The organism is Mesorhizobium sp. L-8-3 (assembly GCF_016756615.1).
GTDB lineage: Bacteria > Pseudomonadota > Alphaproteobacteria > Rhizobiales > Rhizobiaceae.
The window spans coordinates 364,131-381,013 of sequence record NZ_AP023262.1 but is presented as its reverse complement, the minus strand read 5'-3'; the positions used below and the strand labels follow the sequence as shown (position 1 = coordinate 381,013).

The 16,883-nt window shown below is 64.9% G+C and carries 14 protein-coding genes; 5 read left to right on the top strand and 9 right to left on the bottom strand.

The window, feature by feature from the left end; genetic code table 11:
* Positions 1-202 precede the first annotated feature (202 nt).
* From JN302_RS01730 to JN302_RS01705, 6 genes are all read right to left on the bottom strand, one after another.
* Positions 203-1,837, bottom strand: coding sequence for a 3-(methylthio)propionyl-CoA ligase (locus tag JN302_RS01730; protein ID WP_202331388.1), 1,635 nt, complete (start codon positions 1,835-1,837; stop codon positions 203-205).
* Positions 1,838-1,871: 34 nt separating this feature from the next.
* Complete coding sequence (locus JN302_RS01725) at positions 1,872-2,843, bottom strand: quinone oxidoreductase family protein (protein WP_202309820.1); 972 nt, start codon at positions 2,841-2,843, stop codon at positions 1,872-1,874.
* Entirely contained in the window at positions 2,843-3,439 is a 597-nt protein-coding gene (locus JN302_RS01720; protein ID WP_202331387.1) for an RBBP9/YdeN family alpha/beta hydrolase, read from the bottom strand. Before JN302_RS01720 ends, JN302_RS01725 begins: the two co-directional genes overlap by 1 nt.
* Positions 3,440-3,445: 6 nt before the next feature.
* Positions 3,446-4,507, bottom strand: coding sequence for a 3-keto-5-aminohexanoate cleavage protein (locus JN302_RS01715; RefSeq protein ID WP_202331386.1), 1,062 nt, complete (start codon positions 4,505-4,507; stop codon positions 3,446-3,448).
* Between the two features lie 82 nt (positions 4,508-4,589).
* Positions 4,590-5,510 (bottom strand): TauD/TfdA dioxygenase family protein, encoded by a 921-nt coding sequence (locus JN302_RS01710; RefSeq protein WP_202331385.1) that lies wholly within the window; start codon positions 5,508-5,510, stop codon positions 4,590-4,592.
* Between the two features lie 114 nt (positions 5,511-5,624).
* A complete protein-coding gene (locus tag JN302_RS01705; protein ID WP_202331384.1) occupies positions 5,625-7,907 on the bottom strand; it encodes a LuxR C-terminal-related transcriptional regulator in 2,283 nt (760 codons plus the stop codon).
* A 174-nt stretch (positions 7,908-8,081) separates the two neighbouring features.
* Between JN302_RS01705 and JN302_RS01700 the strand changes: the two genes are divergently transcribed.
* A protein-coding gene (locus JN302_RS01700) for an IS5 family transposase (RefSeq protein ID WP_446720670.1) occupies positions 8,082-8,848 on the top strand; the annotation gives its coding sequence in 2 pieces (ribosomal slippage) (positions 8,082-8,424 and positions 8,424-8,848; 768 coding nt in all).
* On the opposite strand, the gene JN302_RS01695 is transcribed toward JN302_RS01700, so the two are convergent.
* Complete coding sequence (locus JN302_RS01695) at positions 8,841-9,188, bottom strand: hypothetical protein (RefSeq protein ID WP_202331383.1); 348 nt, start codon at positions 9,186-9,188, stop codon at positions 8,841-8,843. The two genes, JN302_RS01700 and JN302_RS01695, sit on opposite strands and share 8 nt — an antisense overlap.
* A gap of 181 nt (positions 9,189-9,369) precedes the next feature.
* On the opposite strand from JN302_RS01695, the gene JN302_RS01690 reads away from it, so the two are divergent.
* Complete coding sequence (locus JN302_RS01690; RefSeq protein WP_342215908.1) at positions 9,370-9,630, top strand: hypothetical protein; 261 nt, start codon at positions 9,370-9,372, stop codon at positions 9,628-9,630.
* Positions 9,631-9,713: 83 nt separating this feature from the next.
* Complete coding sequence (locus JN302_RS01685; protein ID WP_202331382.1) at positions 9,714-10,457, top strand: nucleotidyl transferase AbiEii/AbiGii toxin family protein; 744 nt, start codon at positions 9,714-9,716, stop codon at positions 10,455-10,457.
* Positions 10,458-10,507: 50 nt separating this feature from the next.
* On the opposite strand, the gene gyrB is transcribed toward JN302_RS01685, so the two are convergent.
* A complete protein-coding gene (gene gyrB, locus JN302_RS01680; protein WP_202309814.1) occupies positions 10,508-12,955 on the bottom strand; it encodes a DNA topoisomerase (ATP-hydrolyzing) subunit B in 2,448 nt (815 codons plus the stop codon).
* Between the two features lie 178 nt (positions 12,956-13,133).
* The gene (locus JN302_RS01675) at positions 13,134-14,105 is read right to left on the bottom strand and encodes a LysR family transcriptional regulator (RefSeq protein ID WP_202331381.1); all 972 of its coding nucleotides are present in this window, start codon (positions 14,103-14,105) and stop codon (positions 13,134-13,136) included.
* 95 nt (positions 14,106-14,200) lie between these two features.
* Here JN302_RS01675 and JN302_RS01670 point away from each other — a divergent pair, with 95 nt between their 5' ends.
* A complete protein-coding gene (locus JN302_RS01670; RefSeq protein ID WP_202309812.1) occupies positions 14,201-14,662 on the top strand; it encodes a (2Fe-2S)-binding protein in 462 nt (153 codons plus the stop codon).
* Between the two features lie 14 nt (positions 14,663-14,676).
* On the top strand, positions 14,677-16,878 hold the full coding sequence (locus JN302_RS01665) for a xanthine dehydrogenase family protein molybdopterin-binding subunit (RefSeq protein WP_202331379.1): 2,202 nt from the start codon (positions 14,677-14,679) through the stop codon (positions 16,876-16,878).
* Positions 16,879-16,883: the final 5 nt, after the last annotated feature.

Sequence of the window (16,883 nt, the reverse complement as noted above, 5' to 3'; positions counted from 1 at the left end):
TCCTCGCGTATCGCGGCAATCCGGGCGATGCGCGCGCAGAGCGGCATCGACCTGCCGCCGAGTCCGCAAAGGATCCTTTCCATGGGGCCTCCTCCTCTTGTTGGCCGGTTGGGACCGGACCGGTGCGGACTTGTCCGACAGGCGAAATCTACGCTTCCGTCCGGCTTGCGTCCCCCCACTCGACAGGGGGGCATCCCCCTCCTCAGCCAGCCTTGTGCGAAATCAGGTGATTTCCGAAGGCCTCGCGCAATTTGTTCTTCTGCACCTTGCCGGTGGCGCCCAGCGGAATCTTGTCCACGAAGATGACGCCGTCCGGCGCCCACCAGCGGGCGACCTTGCCGCGGAAATGGTCGAGCAGTTCGGCCTCGGTTAGCTCGGCCCCGGTTTTCTTGACGACGATCAGCAGGGGCCGCTCATCCCATTTCGGATGACGGGCGGCAACGCAGGCGGCCAGTTCGATGTCCGGATGGCTCATGGCGATGTTCTCGAGTTCGATGGAGCCGATCCACTCGCCGCCCGACTTGATCACGTCCTTGTTGCGATCGGTGATCTGCATGAAGCCGTCGGCATCGATGGTCGAGATGTCCCCGGTGGGGAACCACCCGTCGACCAATACGTCGTCGCCCTCGCCCTTGAAGTAGCCCGAGGTGATCCACGGGCCCCGCACCATCAGTTCACCCGAGGACTTGCCGTCATGCGGAAGAGCCTGCCCGTCTTCGTCCACGATTTTCATGTCGATGCCGAAGACCACGCGCCCTTGCTTGGCCTGAAGCGCCAGTCGCGCCGTGTCATGGAGTTCCTTGTGCACGGGTTTCAGGGCGCAGACGGTGCCGAGCGGGCTCATCTCTGTCATGCCCCAGGCATGCAGCACGCTGACCCCGTAGCGGTCCTGGAACGCCTTGATCATCGCAGGCGCACAGGCCGAGCCGCCGATGACCGTGCGCGACATGGACGAGAACCGGCTGCCGGTGGCCTCGACATGCGCCAACAGGCCCTGCCATACGGTCGGCACCCCGGCCGAAAGCGTGACGCGCTCGGCTTCCAGCAGCTCGTGCAGCGACTTCCCGTCGAGCCAGGGACCCGGGAACACCAGCTTTGCGCCGACCATGCAGGCCACATAGGGCAGACCCCAGGCATTCACATGGAACATCGGCACCACCGGCAGGATGGTGTCGCACGCCGAGCAGTTCATCGCATCGGGCAGCGCCGCGGCATAGGAATGCAGGATCGACGAGCGGTGGCTGTAGAGGACGCCCTTGGGATTGCCCGTGGTGCCCGAGGTGTAACACAGGGCGGCGGCGGCATTCTCGTCGAACTCCGGCCAGTCGAAGGCGTCGCTGCCTTCCGCGATCAGGTCCTCGTAGCAAAGGAGCTTCGGGATGTGCGGCGCGTTGGGCATGTTCTCGCGGTCGGTCATGGCGACGAAGGCGCGGACCGTGAGTGCCTGCCGGGCGATCTGCTCGATGATCGGCAGAAACGTCAGGTCGAAGAACAGGATCTGATCCTCGGCATGATTGGCGATCCAGGCCACCTGGTCGGGATGCAGGCGCGGGTTGATCGTGTGCAGGACCGCGCCCGAGCCGGACACCGCGTAGTAGAGCTCCATATGCCGGTAGCCGTTCCAGGCCAGTGTCGCCACCCGGTCCCCGAAGCCGAGCCCGCGGGCGGCAAGCGCGTCGGCCATTTGCCGGGCGCGGGCTGCCATGTCGCGGTAGGTGTAGCGGTGCGTGTCGCCTTCGACCCGGCGCGACACGACTTCCTGCTCCCCGTGGTGGCGTTCGGCATGGGTTAGCAGGGACGAAATCAGTAGCGGTCGGTGCATCATCTGGCCGAGCATGGGAGGTCCTTCTGTAGGTCGGGACAGTGATCGATCAGGGCACGATCACGGTCGCGCCCGTGGTCTTGCGGCCCTCGAGCGCGACATGCGCCTCGGCCGCGTCTTCGAGCGCGTAGGTCTGGCTGGGGGCGCTGACGATCTTTCCCGCAAGCACCATGTCGAACAGCTCCTTGGCCATGTCGAGCATATGCGCGCGCGGCGTCGCGTAGTGGACCATCGCCGGCCGGGTCATCCAGATCGAACCCTTTACGGCGAGCAGGGTCGAATCCACCACGACGGGACCCGAGGAGGTGCCGTTGCTGACCAGCGTCCCGCGCGGCCGCAGGCTGTCGAGCGAGGCCATCAGCGTGTCCTTCCCGACCGAGTCGTATACGACAGGCACGCCCTTGCCGCCGGTGATCTCGCGCACCCGTGCGGCAATGTCTTCGCGCGAGGTGACGATGACATGCGCACAGCCGTTCTTGCGGGCAATCTCGGCCTTCTCGTCGGTCGAGACAGTGCCGATCATCTCGACACCCAGGGCCCGCGCCCATTGGCAGGCGAGTACGCCCACGCCGCCGGCCGCGGCGTGGTAGAGGATCGTCTCGCCTCCATGCAGCGGGTAGACTTGGCGGAACAGGTACTGCACCGTCATGCCCTTCATGACGAGGGTGGCGGCGGTGCTGTCGGAAATTCCGTCGGGCAGCGGGATGAGCACGTCAGCCGGCATCACCCGGACTTCCGAATAGGCACCCTGCGGCCCGAGGAGATAGCCGACCCGGTCGCCGGGGCGGATGTCTTCGACACCGGGGCCAACCGCCTCCACCACGCCCACCGCATCCGAGCCAAGCCCGTTCGGCAGTTCAAGGGGATAGCGTCCGGTTCGGAAATAGATGTCGATGAAGTTGACCGCGATGTACGAGTGCCGGACGCGGGCTTCTCCCGGACCGGGCTCGCCGACCTCGACGTTTTCGAGCTTCAGGACTTCCGGTCCCCCGGTTTCGTAGAAGCGGATTGCTCGAGCCATCAGCGGTTCCTCGCCTTTATGGTGGATGTATCCGTGGCCTGCTCTGTGTCCAGGAGGCCGATCAACCGCTCGGCCTCCGGCCAGTCGCCGAAGCCCGATGCGGGGTTGAGATGTCCGACCGCGCCGAGATCGACGAACTCGCTGCCCCAGCGGAGCGCCATTGCCTCGATGCGCGTGAATTTCCCCAGCGGGTCGTTCCGGCTTGCCGCGACGACGCTCGGGAAGGGCAAGGGATCGCGCGGCACCGGCAGCCAGCCGTTTGCGTCGAGCTCCGCCATCGTTGGATAGCCCTCGGGCATCGGCGTCTCGAAATCGGGTGGGGTCGCCAGCAGGGCGCCGCGCATCTGGCGGCGCGTGTGTCGAGCCCAATGCGCGACCATGATCACGCCGCCGCTGTGGGCGACGATGATCACCGGACCGTCGATGGACTGCGCCTCCCGTTCGATTGCGGCGCAACGCGCGCCGCAATCGAGGTCGGTCCGGCCCATCGGCTCGACGGCCCTGACGCGAGGCAACCGCTGCGCCAGCAGTGTCTGCCAGTGTTCGGGGACATGGCCACGCAGCCCCGGCACGATCAACACGGTCGCCTCGGCCATCTTAGACTACTCGGCAGCCTGCATCAGGAAACCGCGCTGCCCGGACTTCCGGTTCGGCGAAAAGCCATTCCTGGCCAGCGTCTCGTCGGTGGAGGAGTAGAACTCGCCGATCCGGTAGATGCGGCGCGCCTGTTTGGCGTCGGCGATGGGACGGCCGAAATCGCGGGAGATCCGCACCAGCTGCTCAATCTGCTCGACCGAGCCCATCTTGCGCGAACGGTCCTGGGTCCAGATATTGTCCTCGATACCGCAGCGGACATGCAGGCCCATGGCGATTGCCATCATGTTGAGCGGCAGCACGTTCAGCATCGAGGATTCGAGCGTCAGCACGGCCCCATCCGGCACGGCACGGACGAAATTCGCGAGGTTGTAGATGTTCGGCGCATCGAAACCGCCGCCCAGCGCAACCCAGGTCAAGATCAGCGGGACGTTGCAGGTGCCGCGGCGCATCATCCGCTCGACGGTCTCGAGCTGACAGATGTTGGCGAGCTGGAAGTGGGTCTGGATGCCCTTTTCCGACAGCCGGCGGATGTGTTCCTCGACCCATTCCGGACCCGCGGGGATCGTCATCTCGCGATATGCACGGTAGAGGTCCGGCTCGGCGATCGAGGTGCCGGCGATGTCGGCATCCGTCATTTGCTCGACGATGTTCATCTGATTGGTGTTGATCGCGATCGTCACCTGGTCGGGGGTCGGCGTCAGCTCGGCCAGCATGTGCCGGGTGTCGTCCGAGAGCCACTTGGCTTCGGCGCCTTCTCCTTCGGGTGAGAAGGAGATCGACCCGCCGACCTGCAGGATCATCTCCGGCACGGCTTCACGCAGCCGCTCGAGCAGTTCGTTGAACTTGGACAGGCGCTTGGAGCCCTTGCCGTTTTCTTCGCGCACATGCAGGTGCAGCACGGTGGCGCCCGCATTGTAGCAGTCGACGGCCTTCTGGACGTGCTCGTCCATCGAGATCGGAATGTCTTGCGGGAAATCCTCCGGTTCCCATTCGGGCCCGTAGGGCGCGGCCGTGATCACGAGCGGTTCCTGGTTTTCGGGGAACAGCGAGCCATCGAGGAAATTCATGGCGAATCCTTTCCAGTTTCGATTGACGATGTTTGGGTCGGGCCGGCAGCAATTCAGGGCAGCAGAATGGCCCGGCAGGAATTCAGAATGGTAAGTCGCCGACGATGCCGGCACGCTCCATCTTCCGGTGGCACGGCGGATAGTCCATCACCGCATAGTGCTGCGTCGACCGGTTGTCCCAGAAGGCGAAGCTGTTCGGCTTCCACCGCCAGCGCACCTGGAACTCGGGGACGAAGGCCTGGCTGATCAAATAGTGCAGCAGTTGCGCGGCCCCCGGAGCATAGTCCAGCCCGAAACGAACGTTCTCAGGCGTGTGGTAGTTGGTGAAATGCGTGGTGAAGGCGTTGACGAACAGCACCTTCTCGCCGGTTTCCGGATGGATGCGCACCACCGGATGCTCGGCATCGGGATACTGCGCCTTCAACGCCAGACGCTTCTCGATCGGCATGGTGGCGCCGAAGGTCGCCTCGATGCTATGGCGGGCCCGCAGGCCCTCGATCTGCGCCTTCACCGTCTCGGGCAGGCGCGCATAGGCCTCGACCATGTTCACCCACATCGTATCGCCGCCCACTTCGGGGCATTCGACGCAGTGCAGGACGCAACCCATCGGCGGCTTCTCGCGCCAGGTGGCATCCGTGTGCCAGGCGTTCTCGTAGCGGTCGTTTGGCTTGTCGGGCGTCTTGTAGATACGCACCAGACCCGGATGGTCGGGATCGTTTCCGGCAACCGGATGATCCTCCAGCTCGCCGAAATGGCGGGCAAACGCCACATGCTCGGCGCGGCTTACGTCCTGATCGCGGAAGAACAGCACCCGATACTTGAGCAGCAGCGTGCGGATCGCCTGCATCATCCCGGCATCACGCGAGGCGACGCCGAGATTCATGTTGAGCACTTCCGCCCCGATCGTGCAGGTCAGCGGCTCGACCTTGATTTCGGATATCAGAGCTGTTGGCGATACCTTCGCGGGGGCAGCAGGCTGCCTGGTTTCGGATTCAAGGCTCATCGGTCCTCCTGACACCGATCGGACGGCCGATTTCTCCCGGCTGGTCCTATCTGATCCCAATATAGCCCGGGGCATCGGCGCATGCCCCCCACTTGAAGGGGGGGAAGGGGGTGGTCAGGCGAGAAAGCCCATCAGGCGGGCCCGCGACACGACATGCTTGCGCGACCCGGCGTCGAGCTTCACGAACAGGTTCTTCACGTGCCACTTCACGGTTTCCTCATGGATGTCGAGGGCTCGTCCGATCTCCTTGTTCGAGAGTGAGCGGGCGAGAAGTTCGAGCACTTCCCACTCCTTGGGGGTCAGCACCGAGGCTCGGTGCGTGGTCATCGCGGCCTTCCGCTCTGCCGGTGGTTCCGGCGCGGTCCGGGGAATGCCGGCCGCCGGCTCGGACCCGCCGGTACCGGCCAGCAGCCGCCGGGCCAGATCGCCCAGCATTGGGTGGGCATCGGCAAAGACGCGCTGCAACCCGTAGGTTCTGGCGAGTTCCTGCGCTTCGCGCATGAGCGCCTGCGCGTTCTCGCCGAGCCGTTCCAAAATCAGCGCCCGCATGCCCAGCGTTTCGATCACGAGGCGTTCCTGCTTGTAGGATCGGGCAAGTTCGTTGGCCCGTTCGAAAGGAGCGGTCGCGGCGCGCCAGTCGCGGGCCGCAACCGCCGCATAGCCATGGGCAAGCTCCACTTGGATGGCGATGCTGCGCCGCCACATCGGGCCGTGCTGGGCTGTGTTGGTGTCCAGAAAAGCGTCCAGCCGGGCAGCCAGATTCCGGCAGGTCTCGCCGCGAAAGCCCCGTGCGTGCAGGCGCACCTGCTCGACCAGGCTAATCACCCTCAGGCGTGGCAGGTGGCGATGCAGGCCCACCGCCTCGAGCGCGCCTAGCAGCTCCAGCGCCCGGTCCTCGTCCCCTTGCGACCAGGCGATGCGGATGAGCGTGCGGTAGGCGAGCATGAGCGCTTCCGGGAGGCCGCTCTTTTCCAGCACGTCCATGCGGTCGGCAAGGAGCACCCGTGCTTCCTCCGGCTGATCGCGCTCCCACATGGCAGCGGCAAGCAGCGCCGCCATCATCGAGGTGAAGGCATTACGCCGCCCCAGATCGGCCTCGCATTGCAGCAGGGCCGGGCGGATGATCTTCTCGGCCAGGCGCACCTGCCCTTCCCAGAGGTAGCTAAGGCCGATGATGAAGTCGTTCCAGCGCGACAGATAGCTCATTTCCGGCAGGCTGCCCGGCCGGGGTGCGCGCTGCTGACGCAGGCGGGCCAGCGCCGGTTCGCCATCGAGCAGCGCGCGGAATGCGAAGCGGTTGGCGTGGATCTTGAGCAGCAGCGGATCGGAGAGTGGCGGATCGAGCGCCCAGGGGTCGTGCAGGCGCGCAAACAGGTCGGGATCGTCGGCATAGGCGGCCGCACCGCCGAGGATGAGCGCGCATTCGCAGCGCAATGATGCGTCATCGCCGGCGCCGGCCATGATCCGGTCGACCAGGCAGCTTGCTTCGTCGTGGCGCTCGCTCAGGGCCAGCGCCCAGGCCGCCGCGAGCAGGAGGCGCGGGCGCCGGTCCAGTCCCTCGTCCGGCACCACCGCCAGCCAGTTTCGCACCTGGCCGAGTTGTCCGCGCGTCATTAGAGAATCGTAGAGACTGCGCTCCGCCAGATCGAGCGCCGGGTCGGTTTCGCCGATTGCCAGGAGATGCTCTGCCGCCTTGGCAGGCATGCCGTTCGTCGCCAGCCATTCCGCCGCCCGCCGGTGCAGATCATGGCGCTCGGCAGCCGGCAGATCGGCGAATTTCAGAAGCAGCGCTTCCCGGGCAACGGCATGGAGCCGCATCCAGTCGCTGCGCTCGGCCAGTTGCACGACCGGGGTGGTGCGGGCGATCCGATCGAGCCGGGGGCGCGCATCCGCCGTGCCGGTCACAACGCTGCAGAAATCGTGGGTGAAGTCGTCGAGGATGGAGATGCGCGTCAGGAAGTCGACGTCCTCGCTGTCGAGATTGGCGAGAAGCAAGGCAACGAAACGCTCCTGGAAATCGCCGGCGCTGCCGGCTAACTCGCTGGCCAGCGACGCCGCGGAGCGCGCATTGAGACCCGCGGAGATTGCAAGCTGCAGACCGAGCGGCCAGCCGGCGGTCAGTTCATGGATCTGCGCCGCGATGTCCGGATCGAAGCCGTCGCCGAACCGCTGTCGGAAGAGTTCGATCGACTCGTCGAGCTGGAAGCTTAGAGCCGACGTCGTCACCGTGGCGCATTGCCCGTAGGCGATCAGGTCGTCGATCTCGTATCCGCTCATGGAGCGTATGCCGAGAAAGATCCGCAGGTTGCCGGGCAGGTTGCGCAGGATATAGCTCAGCGCCTCGCGCGAGTCGGCGGGCAGCCGGTCGGCCTCGTCCACGATAAAGGCTGCATCCACCGCCGATTGCGTGATTTCGGCTAAGGCCTGTGATCAGTTGCGATCAATGAGGTCCGCCCGACACAGATCGGCGGCATCGATGCCGCGCCCGCGGACCTCACAGAAGCCTCCAGATTCCCAAATCACCGGAGATGTGATTCTTGAGGTGTCGGCGAATCAGGGGGCGCCGACCGGATGGCACGTCGTTATGCCTTGCGTGATGATCAATGGGAGCGCATCAGAGATTTCTTGCCTGGCCGTGAAGGTCATGTCGGCGGCACCGCCAAGGATAACCGGCTGTTCGTGGAGGCGGTCTTGTATCGCTATCGGGCCGGAATCCCGTGGCGTGACTTGCCGGAGCGGTTCGGCCACTTCCGGGTCATTCATACGCGCCATACACGCTGGAGCAAAAGCGGGGTCTGGCAGAAGGTTTTCGAACTTCTCGCCGAAGACGCCGACAATGAATACGCCATGATCGATTCGACCATCGTGCGCGCCCATCAACACAGCGCCGGCGCAAAAGGGGGGACCGGGAACGCGAAGCCATAGGGCGCAGCAAGGGTGGGCTGAGCACCAAAATCCACGCCCGTTGTGACGCCTTGGGCAATCCGACCGGCTTTCATCTGACGCCTGGCCAGAAGCATGATCTGTGCGGAGCCGATGCGCTTTTGCCTGACCTGTTCGACAAGATCACCGCCTTCATCGCCGACAAGGCATTCGATGCCAAAGAGCGTGTGCTCGATCTGCTTCAAAGCGCCGGTGTCGATATCGTCATTCCGCCGCGATCAAACCGAAAACAACCACGCCGCTACGACACAGAGCTCTACAAGGCCAGGCATCTCATCGAGAACTTCTTCGCAAAGCTCAAACAGTACCGTGCCATCGCGACCCGCTACGACAAGCGCGCAACCAACTTCCTCGGCGCCATACACCTCGCCGCGGCCGTCATTCTCCTCAACTGATCACAGGCCCTAGCAATTCCGAATACTGCTCGATGCCTTTGCTGTCCGTCACCCCCATCAGCGTATGGCCGAAGGTTGGCCGCAGCGCGGCGGCGCGAAAGGACAGGATCAAACCATGGAGCAGTTCCGTCGGGTTGTCGGTCTCGCTTGCCCAGAGCCAGGCAACCGACGCGCCGATACCGAGCAGTTCGCGGCGCCACTGTGCCAGCAGCGAGGTCTTGCCAAAACCGGCCGGCGCATGCACGACCACGGATGGCTCGGCCAAGAGCCCGTCCCTGCCGAGCGAAAGCCGCGGCCGGACCAGTGCGTCGCGCCGAACCCGTGGCGGCAGGATCTTCAAGGTGACGCTTGCCGCTATGCCGGGGTTTTCCTCCAATCTTCCTCCGTCTTCTGCAGCTGTCCGGCGCCCGGCGCCCTGGCCGGCTGCGCCAGCAGGGCGTCCAGACGTTGCGACCCGAGCATGTCCAACTCCCCTGGCCGGTAAAGACTAGTCGCCGGCGCGCAAATGGCAATCGTGGGCGTTGTTTGAGATCTCGGCGGATTTCGACTATATGAAGCGCGTTATGGCAATGCAGACCGTCGAGATCATCCCTGCTGAGTTCCCCGAGCTGACCAAGCTCGCGTGGAACCGTGATCCCCGTCGTCCTATGGCTGACGACGAGGTTTTCGCGCTGTACGAACGGAACTGGCGCTTCGTCGATCATGAACACCTGACCGAAGAAGAGACCCGGCTGCTAAGGGAACTCTGCGACAAATACGGCCACGGCCTTAGGTTGGTCTAGTTACTTGTACCCGGCATTCCGTCGTGCATCCTGCTATGGACTTGGCCATGCAGGTATGGACCTGGCCATGCAGGAATAGACGGATGACGTTCAACAGGCCTGAACATGAAATCATAGGCGATGCCCTCCGGCGCATGAACCATCAGATGCTGATGGACAGCAAGTGCTGGTTCGGAGGCGGGACGGCGATTGTCCTGAGGCTGGGCGAGTACCGTTGCTCCTTGGACGTGGACTTCCTCTGCTCCGATACCAACGGCTATCGGGACTTGAGGAACGCTCTTATCGGCAAAGGTCCGAGCACCCTGTTTCCCAATGAAGTAAAGAGCGTTCGCGACATCCGGGCCGATCAGTACGGCATCAGAATGTTCCTCGAATATCGCGCGCAGCTCATAAAATTCGAAATCGTTCGGGAGTCTCGGATCGATGTCGATGGCGATATCGATCCCGTGCTCCAGGTTCCAACGCTGCTCGTCCGCGACATGTTTTCGGAAAAGCTGCTTTCAAATTCGGATAGGTGCATGGATCGCTCTACAGCCTATCGGGACGCCATCGACCTCGGCAGACTGGTCGAGGCATACGGCCCCATTCCCGAAGATGCCTTGGCCAAAGCGGTCACGGCATACGGGGAGGATATCGAAAGAAAAGCAGTCTGGGTCGTCAATAGGCTACATAGTCGCGACGAACTGCGAAACGCAGCCGAAGCCCTCCAGATGGACCATGACGTGGCTGCCCGGGCCATTGCGTCCCTGAGAGATGATTTTCAAAGGATCTGGCCGGCGGCGAAAATAGATCTCAATCCCTCCGAGGGAAATGACCACGTGAGGTAACTTTCCGCGTTCCAATGCCGGACAATACGCGATCGTCGAAAGTCAGGCAGCTATACGTCGAGATTGGCCACGCTCAGCGCGTTCTCCTGGATGAAATCGCGACGCGGCTCCACCTCGTCGCCCATGAGGCGGGCGAAGAGCGAGTCCGCATCGGTCGCGTCGGTCACCTTCACCTGCAGCAGGGAGCGGACATTCGGGTCGAGCGTCGTCTCCCAGAGCTGCTCGGCGTTCATCTCCCCGAGACCCTTGTAGCGCTGCATGGTGAGGCCCTTGCGGCCGCTGCTGAAGACGGCGTCGAGCAGGGCCAGCGGGCCGGAAAGCCGTTCCGACACATCCTTGCGGCGCAGCACGGGCGGTGCCGCATAGACCTCGCCGAGACGGGCCGCATAGCGGTCGAGAGCGCGCGCATCGGCCGAATTGAGCAGCGCCATGTCGAGCACGGCGGCTTCCTTCACGCCGCGCACCGTGCGCTCGAAGATGTAGCCGCCGGGTCCCTCGTTGGAAGGGTTGGTGCGGCCCTGCCAGCCACGCTCGGTGTCTTCGGCGATCTCGTCGAGGCGGCGCGCGATCGTCTCGGCCATGACCGCGGCGTGCGCCGGGTCTCCGGCGATGTCGGGGTTGAGCCCGCCGGCGATTGCCGCCTGCTCGACCACCGCGCGATTGTAGCGCGAATGGATGCCGTTGATCAGGCTTCGCACGCCGAGAGCGTCCTGGACGGCGGCGCGCAGGTCCTGGCCGGCACGGATCTCGCCTGATGACAGCGACAATGTCGCCTCGTCGAGGCCGGTTTCGATCAGGAAGTCCTCGAAGGCGGTCTCGTCCTTCAGATACTGCGCGCTTTTGCCCTTGGTCACCTTGTAGAGCGGGGGCTGGGCGATGAAGAGATGGCCGCGTTCGATCAGTTCCGGCATCTGCCGGAAGAAGAAGGTCAAGAGCAGCGTGCGGATATGGGCGCCGTCGACGTCGGCGTCGGTCATGATGATGATCTTGTGATAGCGCAGCTTGTCGGCGTTGAAGCCGCCTTCATCCTTGCCGATGCCGGTGCCGAGCGCGGTGATCATCGTGCCGATCATGTCCGACGACAACATGCGGTCGAAGCGCACCCGCTCCACATTCAGGATCTTGCCGCGCAGCGGCAGGATCGCCTGGTTCTGGCGCGAGCGTCCGCTCTTGGCCGAGCCGCCGGCCGAGTCGCCCTCGACGATGAAGAGCTCCGACTTGGCCGGATCGCGCTCCTGGCAGTCGGCGAGCTTGCCGGGCAGCGAACTGACATTGAGCACGCTCTTGCGCGAGATGTCGCGCGCCTTGCGCGCGGCTTCGCGGGCGGCCGCTGCCTGGATCACCTTCTCCACCACCACCTTGCCCTCGGAGGGATGCTCCTCGAGCCAGGTGCCGAGCGCCTCGTTGACGAGGCTCTCCACGACCGGACGAACTTCCGACGAGACCAGCTTGTCCTTGGTCTGCGACGAGAACTTCGGATCGGGGACCTTCACCGAAAGCACGGCCGTCAGGCCTTCGCGGCAGTCGTCGCCGATGAGGGCGACCTTTTCCTTCTTGGTCATCCCCGAGGTTTCGGCATAACCCGTCACCTGGCGCGTGAGCGCGCCACGGAACCCCGCGAGGTGGGTGCCGCCGTCGCGCTGCGGGATGTTGTTGGTGAAGCAGAGCACGTTCTCGTGGTAGGAATCGTTCCACCACATCGCCACCTCGACGGTGACGCCGTCGCGCTCGGCGCGGATCGCGATCGGCTCGATCAAATGCTTCCTAGCCCTGTCGAGATATTTGACGAACTCCACCAGCCCGCCGTCATAGAGCAGTTCCTGCGTCTTCACGTCGGCGTGGCGCTTGTCTGTCAGCACGATCCGCACGCCGGAATTGAGGAAGGCAAGCTCGCGCAGCCTGTGCTCCAGCGTGCTGTAGTCGAACTCGACCATGGTGAAGGTATCTGAAGAGGGCAGGAAGGAGACTTCCGTGCCGGTCTCGTCGCCGGCGTCGCCGGTTTCCCTCAGCGGTGCGTCGGCATCGCCATGGGTGAAGCTCATCTCATGGATGCGGCCCTTGCGGCGGATCTTGAGCTTCAGCCAGACCGACAGCGCGTTGACCACCGAGACGCCGACGCCGTGCAGGCCGCCGGACACCTTGTAGGAGTTCTGGTCGAACTTCCCGCCGGCATGCAACTGGGTCATGATCACTTCGGCCGCCGACACGCCTTCCGTGGGGTGCAGGTCGGTCGGAATGCCGCGGCCGTTGTCGGTCACCGTGCAGGAGCCGTCGGGGTTGAGCGTCACCGTGACAAGCGTCGCATGGCCGGCCAGCGCCTCGTCGATGGCGTTGTCGACCACCTCATAGACCATGTGGTGCAGGCCCGAGCCGTCGTCGGTGTCGCCGATATACATGCCCGGCCGCTTGCGGACGGCATCCAAACCCTTCAAAACCTTGATGGAATCTGCGCCGTACTCGGCATTCGCGCCGGGAAGATTCTCGGACTGATCGCTCATGAAGTGCTTTCGATTTGATCCCGTGAAAAGGACGCGTCGAATCCCGTCCGAATCGCGCGTCCCATGACCTTCAGAATATAGGCGTTCGGACCCGTTTTTCCAAGTTTTTCCGGTATTTCCGGCGGGAAAGACGGGCTTTCCCGCTGCGTTCGGGGTGACGCGGAAAAGACCGGATCCGTCACCCGCCCGGCAGGCGTTTGCGACCCTCGCCAGGGCCTTCGCGCGCCTTCATGTAATCCGCCAATGCACGACGCATATGCGCGACGAAAGCCCGTAGCTTGGGCAGTGCGTGCGACCGGTTCGGATAATAGAGGAAGATGCCCGGCGTCTGCGGCATATAGCCCTGCAGAACCAGCTCGAGCCTGCCTTCTTCCACCATTTGCTCGACCAGGGGCTCTGCCACATAGGAAAGCCCGATGCCGTCGAGAGAGGCGGCGATGCTCACCGCTGTGTCGTTGACGATCAACGGGCCGTCGACCGCGACTTCGAAGGCATGGCCATCCCGTTCCAACTCCCAGCGGTAGATGCCTTGCGAGCTCATCTGGCGGAAGCGGATGCAGTCGTGCTGCTTCAGCTCTTCCGGCGACGTCGGCCGCCCGCGCCGCGCGAAATAGTCCGGCGCACCGACGACCACGAAGCGGAAGGGCGGGCTGACGCGCACCGCCACCATGTCTGCCTGAAGCGACTCGCCGAGCCGGAAACCGGCGTCGAAGCCGCCGTCCACGATGTCTGTGAAGCCGTCATCGGCGAATACCTCGACCTCCACCTCGGGATGGGCGGCGAAGAAGGAGGGCAGGACCGGCCCGATCAGGCTGGCGATCACGCCGCGCGAGGCATTGATGCGCAACAGGCCGGACGGGCGTCCGGAGAGCGATCGGGCTGCATCGAGCGCTTCGCGCAGCCCGGCCATCGCCGGGCGGGCATGTTCGAGGAGGCGTTCGCCCGCCTCGGTCAGGCCGACGCTGCGGGTGGTGCGGTGGAAGAGCGCGATGCCCAGCCGCGCCTCCAGGGCCTTGATCGTCTGGCTGAGCGCCGAAGGTGAAACGCCGAGCTCGGCCGCGGCCGCGCGAAAGCTGCGCCGCTGCGCGACCAAGAGGAAGGCCGGTATGCCGTCAAGGTCGCGTTCAGCGATTGTGAAGTCATGCTTCATGGTTCGTGCAAACTATGACGGATTATCGCCGCGGGGAAGAGGTGGGAGTCTGGCCATCCGAGCAAGATGCCGCGGAAGCGGAGAAGGAGTTGCCGATGTCGATCCGCCTCACCATCAACGGTCAGCCTTTCGACTTCGCGGGCGAGCCGGAGAAGCCGCTGCTCTGGGTGCTGCGCGAAGACGTCGGGCTCAGCGGCACCAAATATGGTTGCGGGGTTGCCGCCTGCGGCGCCTGCACCGTGCATGTCGATGGTGTTGCCACACGATCCTGCTCGCTGCCTGTCGGGGCCGCAGCCGGTGCCGAGATCATTACAATCGAAGGGCTCGCGGCGTCGAACGATGCTGGGCGACATCCGGTCCAGCAAGCCTGGGAAAGGCTGCAGGTGCCGCAATGCGGCTATTGCCAGTCCGGCATGATCATGGCCGCGGCCGCCCTGCTCGTCAAAAACCCGCGGCCCGAGGATGACGAGATCAACGCGGCGATCACCAATCTCTGCCGATGCGGCACCTATCCGCGCATCCGCGCAGCGATCCGTTCGCTTGCATCCGAGGCCTGACGGAGGGGACACAGATGCGCCGCAGGACCTTCCTTTTCGGCTCGGCTGCCGCGGCCGGTGGTCTCGTGCTCGGATACCGGGCCTGGGCGGCGAGCTACGAGCGCGCCGCCATCGGCCAGGTGCAGGGCGAGGGCGAACATCTTCTCGCCGGCTGGCTGAAGATATCGACGGACGACACGGTGACCGTCTATGTGCCGCATATCGACATGGGGCAGGGCACGCATACCGCGCTCGCCATGCTTGCCGCCGAGGAACTCGACGCCGACTGGTCCAAGGTCAGGACGGAGCGGGCGCCGGGGGAGAAGACTTTCGCCAACCAGTTCCTGGCCCGTGGCTGGATCATCGAGGACCGGAAGTTTCCTTTGGTCGACGGCGCGGTCGACATGGCCTTCGAGGAGATCGCACGCGTCATCGACCTGCAGATCACCGGTGGCTCGACCGCCGTGCGCATGACCGGCCGCTTCGGCATGCGGCGCGTGGGGGCGGCGGCCCGCGCCATGTTGGTGACGGCAGCGGCGACGCGCTGGAGCGTGCCTGCCGCACAGATCTCGGTGCGCGACGGCATTGTCTCCGATCAGGCCTCCGGCCGCAGCGCGCGTTTCGGCGAGCTCGCGGAGGCGGCGGCGCGGCTTCCGGTGCCGCACGGCGCGCCGCTCAAGCAGCCGGGCGAATGGCGCATCGCCGGCACGTCGCCGGGACGTCTCGACATTCCGGCCAAGACCGACGGCAGTTTCGGCTATGGCATCGACCTGAAGCTCCCCGACATGTTGTATGCCGCGCTTCGGTCGGCGCCTGTCCATGGCGGGCGGCTCATCGATGCCGACCTTGCTCCCGCCAAGGCCATATCAGGCGTCGTCGACGTCCTGCCGCTCGACAATGCGGCGGCTGTCGTCGCGCCGAGCTGGTGGCAGGCGCGCCGGGCGGTGGACGCTCTGGAGCTGCGTTTCTCTAACGGAGATGCAAAGGTCCTGGATGGGATCGCCTTGCATGCCGCGCAGGACCGGGCACTTTCCGAGATCGACGGAACCGACATGGTCGACATCGGCGATACCGTCGAGGCGTTCGAGGCGGCCGCCGAGACGCGCCGAGTTACGGCGACATACCGGGTCCCCTACCTCCATCACGCAGCGATGGAGCCGATCAACATCACCGCCCAATTCGCCGAGGGCCGGCTGACGGTCTGGGGCGGCGAGCAGGACGCGCTCGGCACCAAGGCGAAACTTGTCGAGCTCTCGGGTCTTTCCGGTGACGCGGTGACCTTCCATGGCCTGGCGGCGGGCGGGTCCTTTGGCCGGCGGATTCCGGTCTCAGCCGACTATCTCGATCAAATTGTGCCGCTGGCGCGGGCCGCCTCGCCGCGTCCGGTGAAGCTGATCCTTTCGCGGGAGGAGGAATTCACCCACGGTGCCTACAGGCCCGCGCTCGCGACCGTCATGAAGGCATCGTTGGGGCGGGACGGGCGGCCGACGGCCTGGCTGCAGACCTTCCTCGCCGGTCCCACGCGCAACGAGGGTTTTGCGCTGCCCTACACGATCGCGAACCAGTCGATCCGGGCGATCGATTTCGCCACCCATGTCCGTACCGGGACATGGCGAGCCGTCGCTCATACGCAGCACGCCTTCTGGATGGAGAGTTTTGTCGACGAACTCGCCCATTCCGCGGGGCAGGACCCCTTCGAGTACCGGCGGTCCCTGCTGCCGGCGGGCTCGCGCGAGCGCAAGGTGCTGGAGACCGTGGCCGAAAAGGCCGGCTGGGGAACGGCATTGCCCACCGGCCATGGCCGCGGCATCGCCATCGCCGAAAGCTACGGCACCATCGTCGCCGAGGTGGTCGAGGTGTCGCTCCGTCCTGACGGCATGCCGCATGTCCACCGGGTCGTCGCGGTGGTCGACTGCGGCACGGTCATCCACCCCGACACCGCGCGCGCTCAGGTGGAGGGCGCGATATTGATGGGGCTGGGCGCGGCGTTGTTCGAGGAGATCACGCTGGACGCTGGCGCGGTCGTCGAAGCCAACTTCCCGGACTATCCGATCATGACCATGGCCGAAGCGCCCATCATCGAGGTGCACTTCGTAGCGAGCGACGGGGCTTGGGGAGGGCTCGGCGAGCCGGGCCTGCCGCCGGCAGCACCAGCGCTCTGCAACGCGCTCTTCGCCGCTGGTGGCAAGAGGGTTCGGTCACTGCCGATCCGCAGGGCCCTGGAGCAGACGTCGTAGCCGCT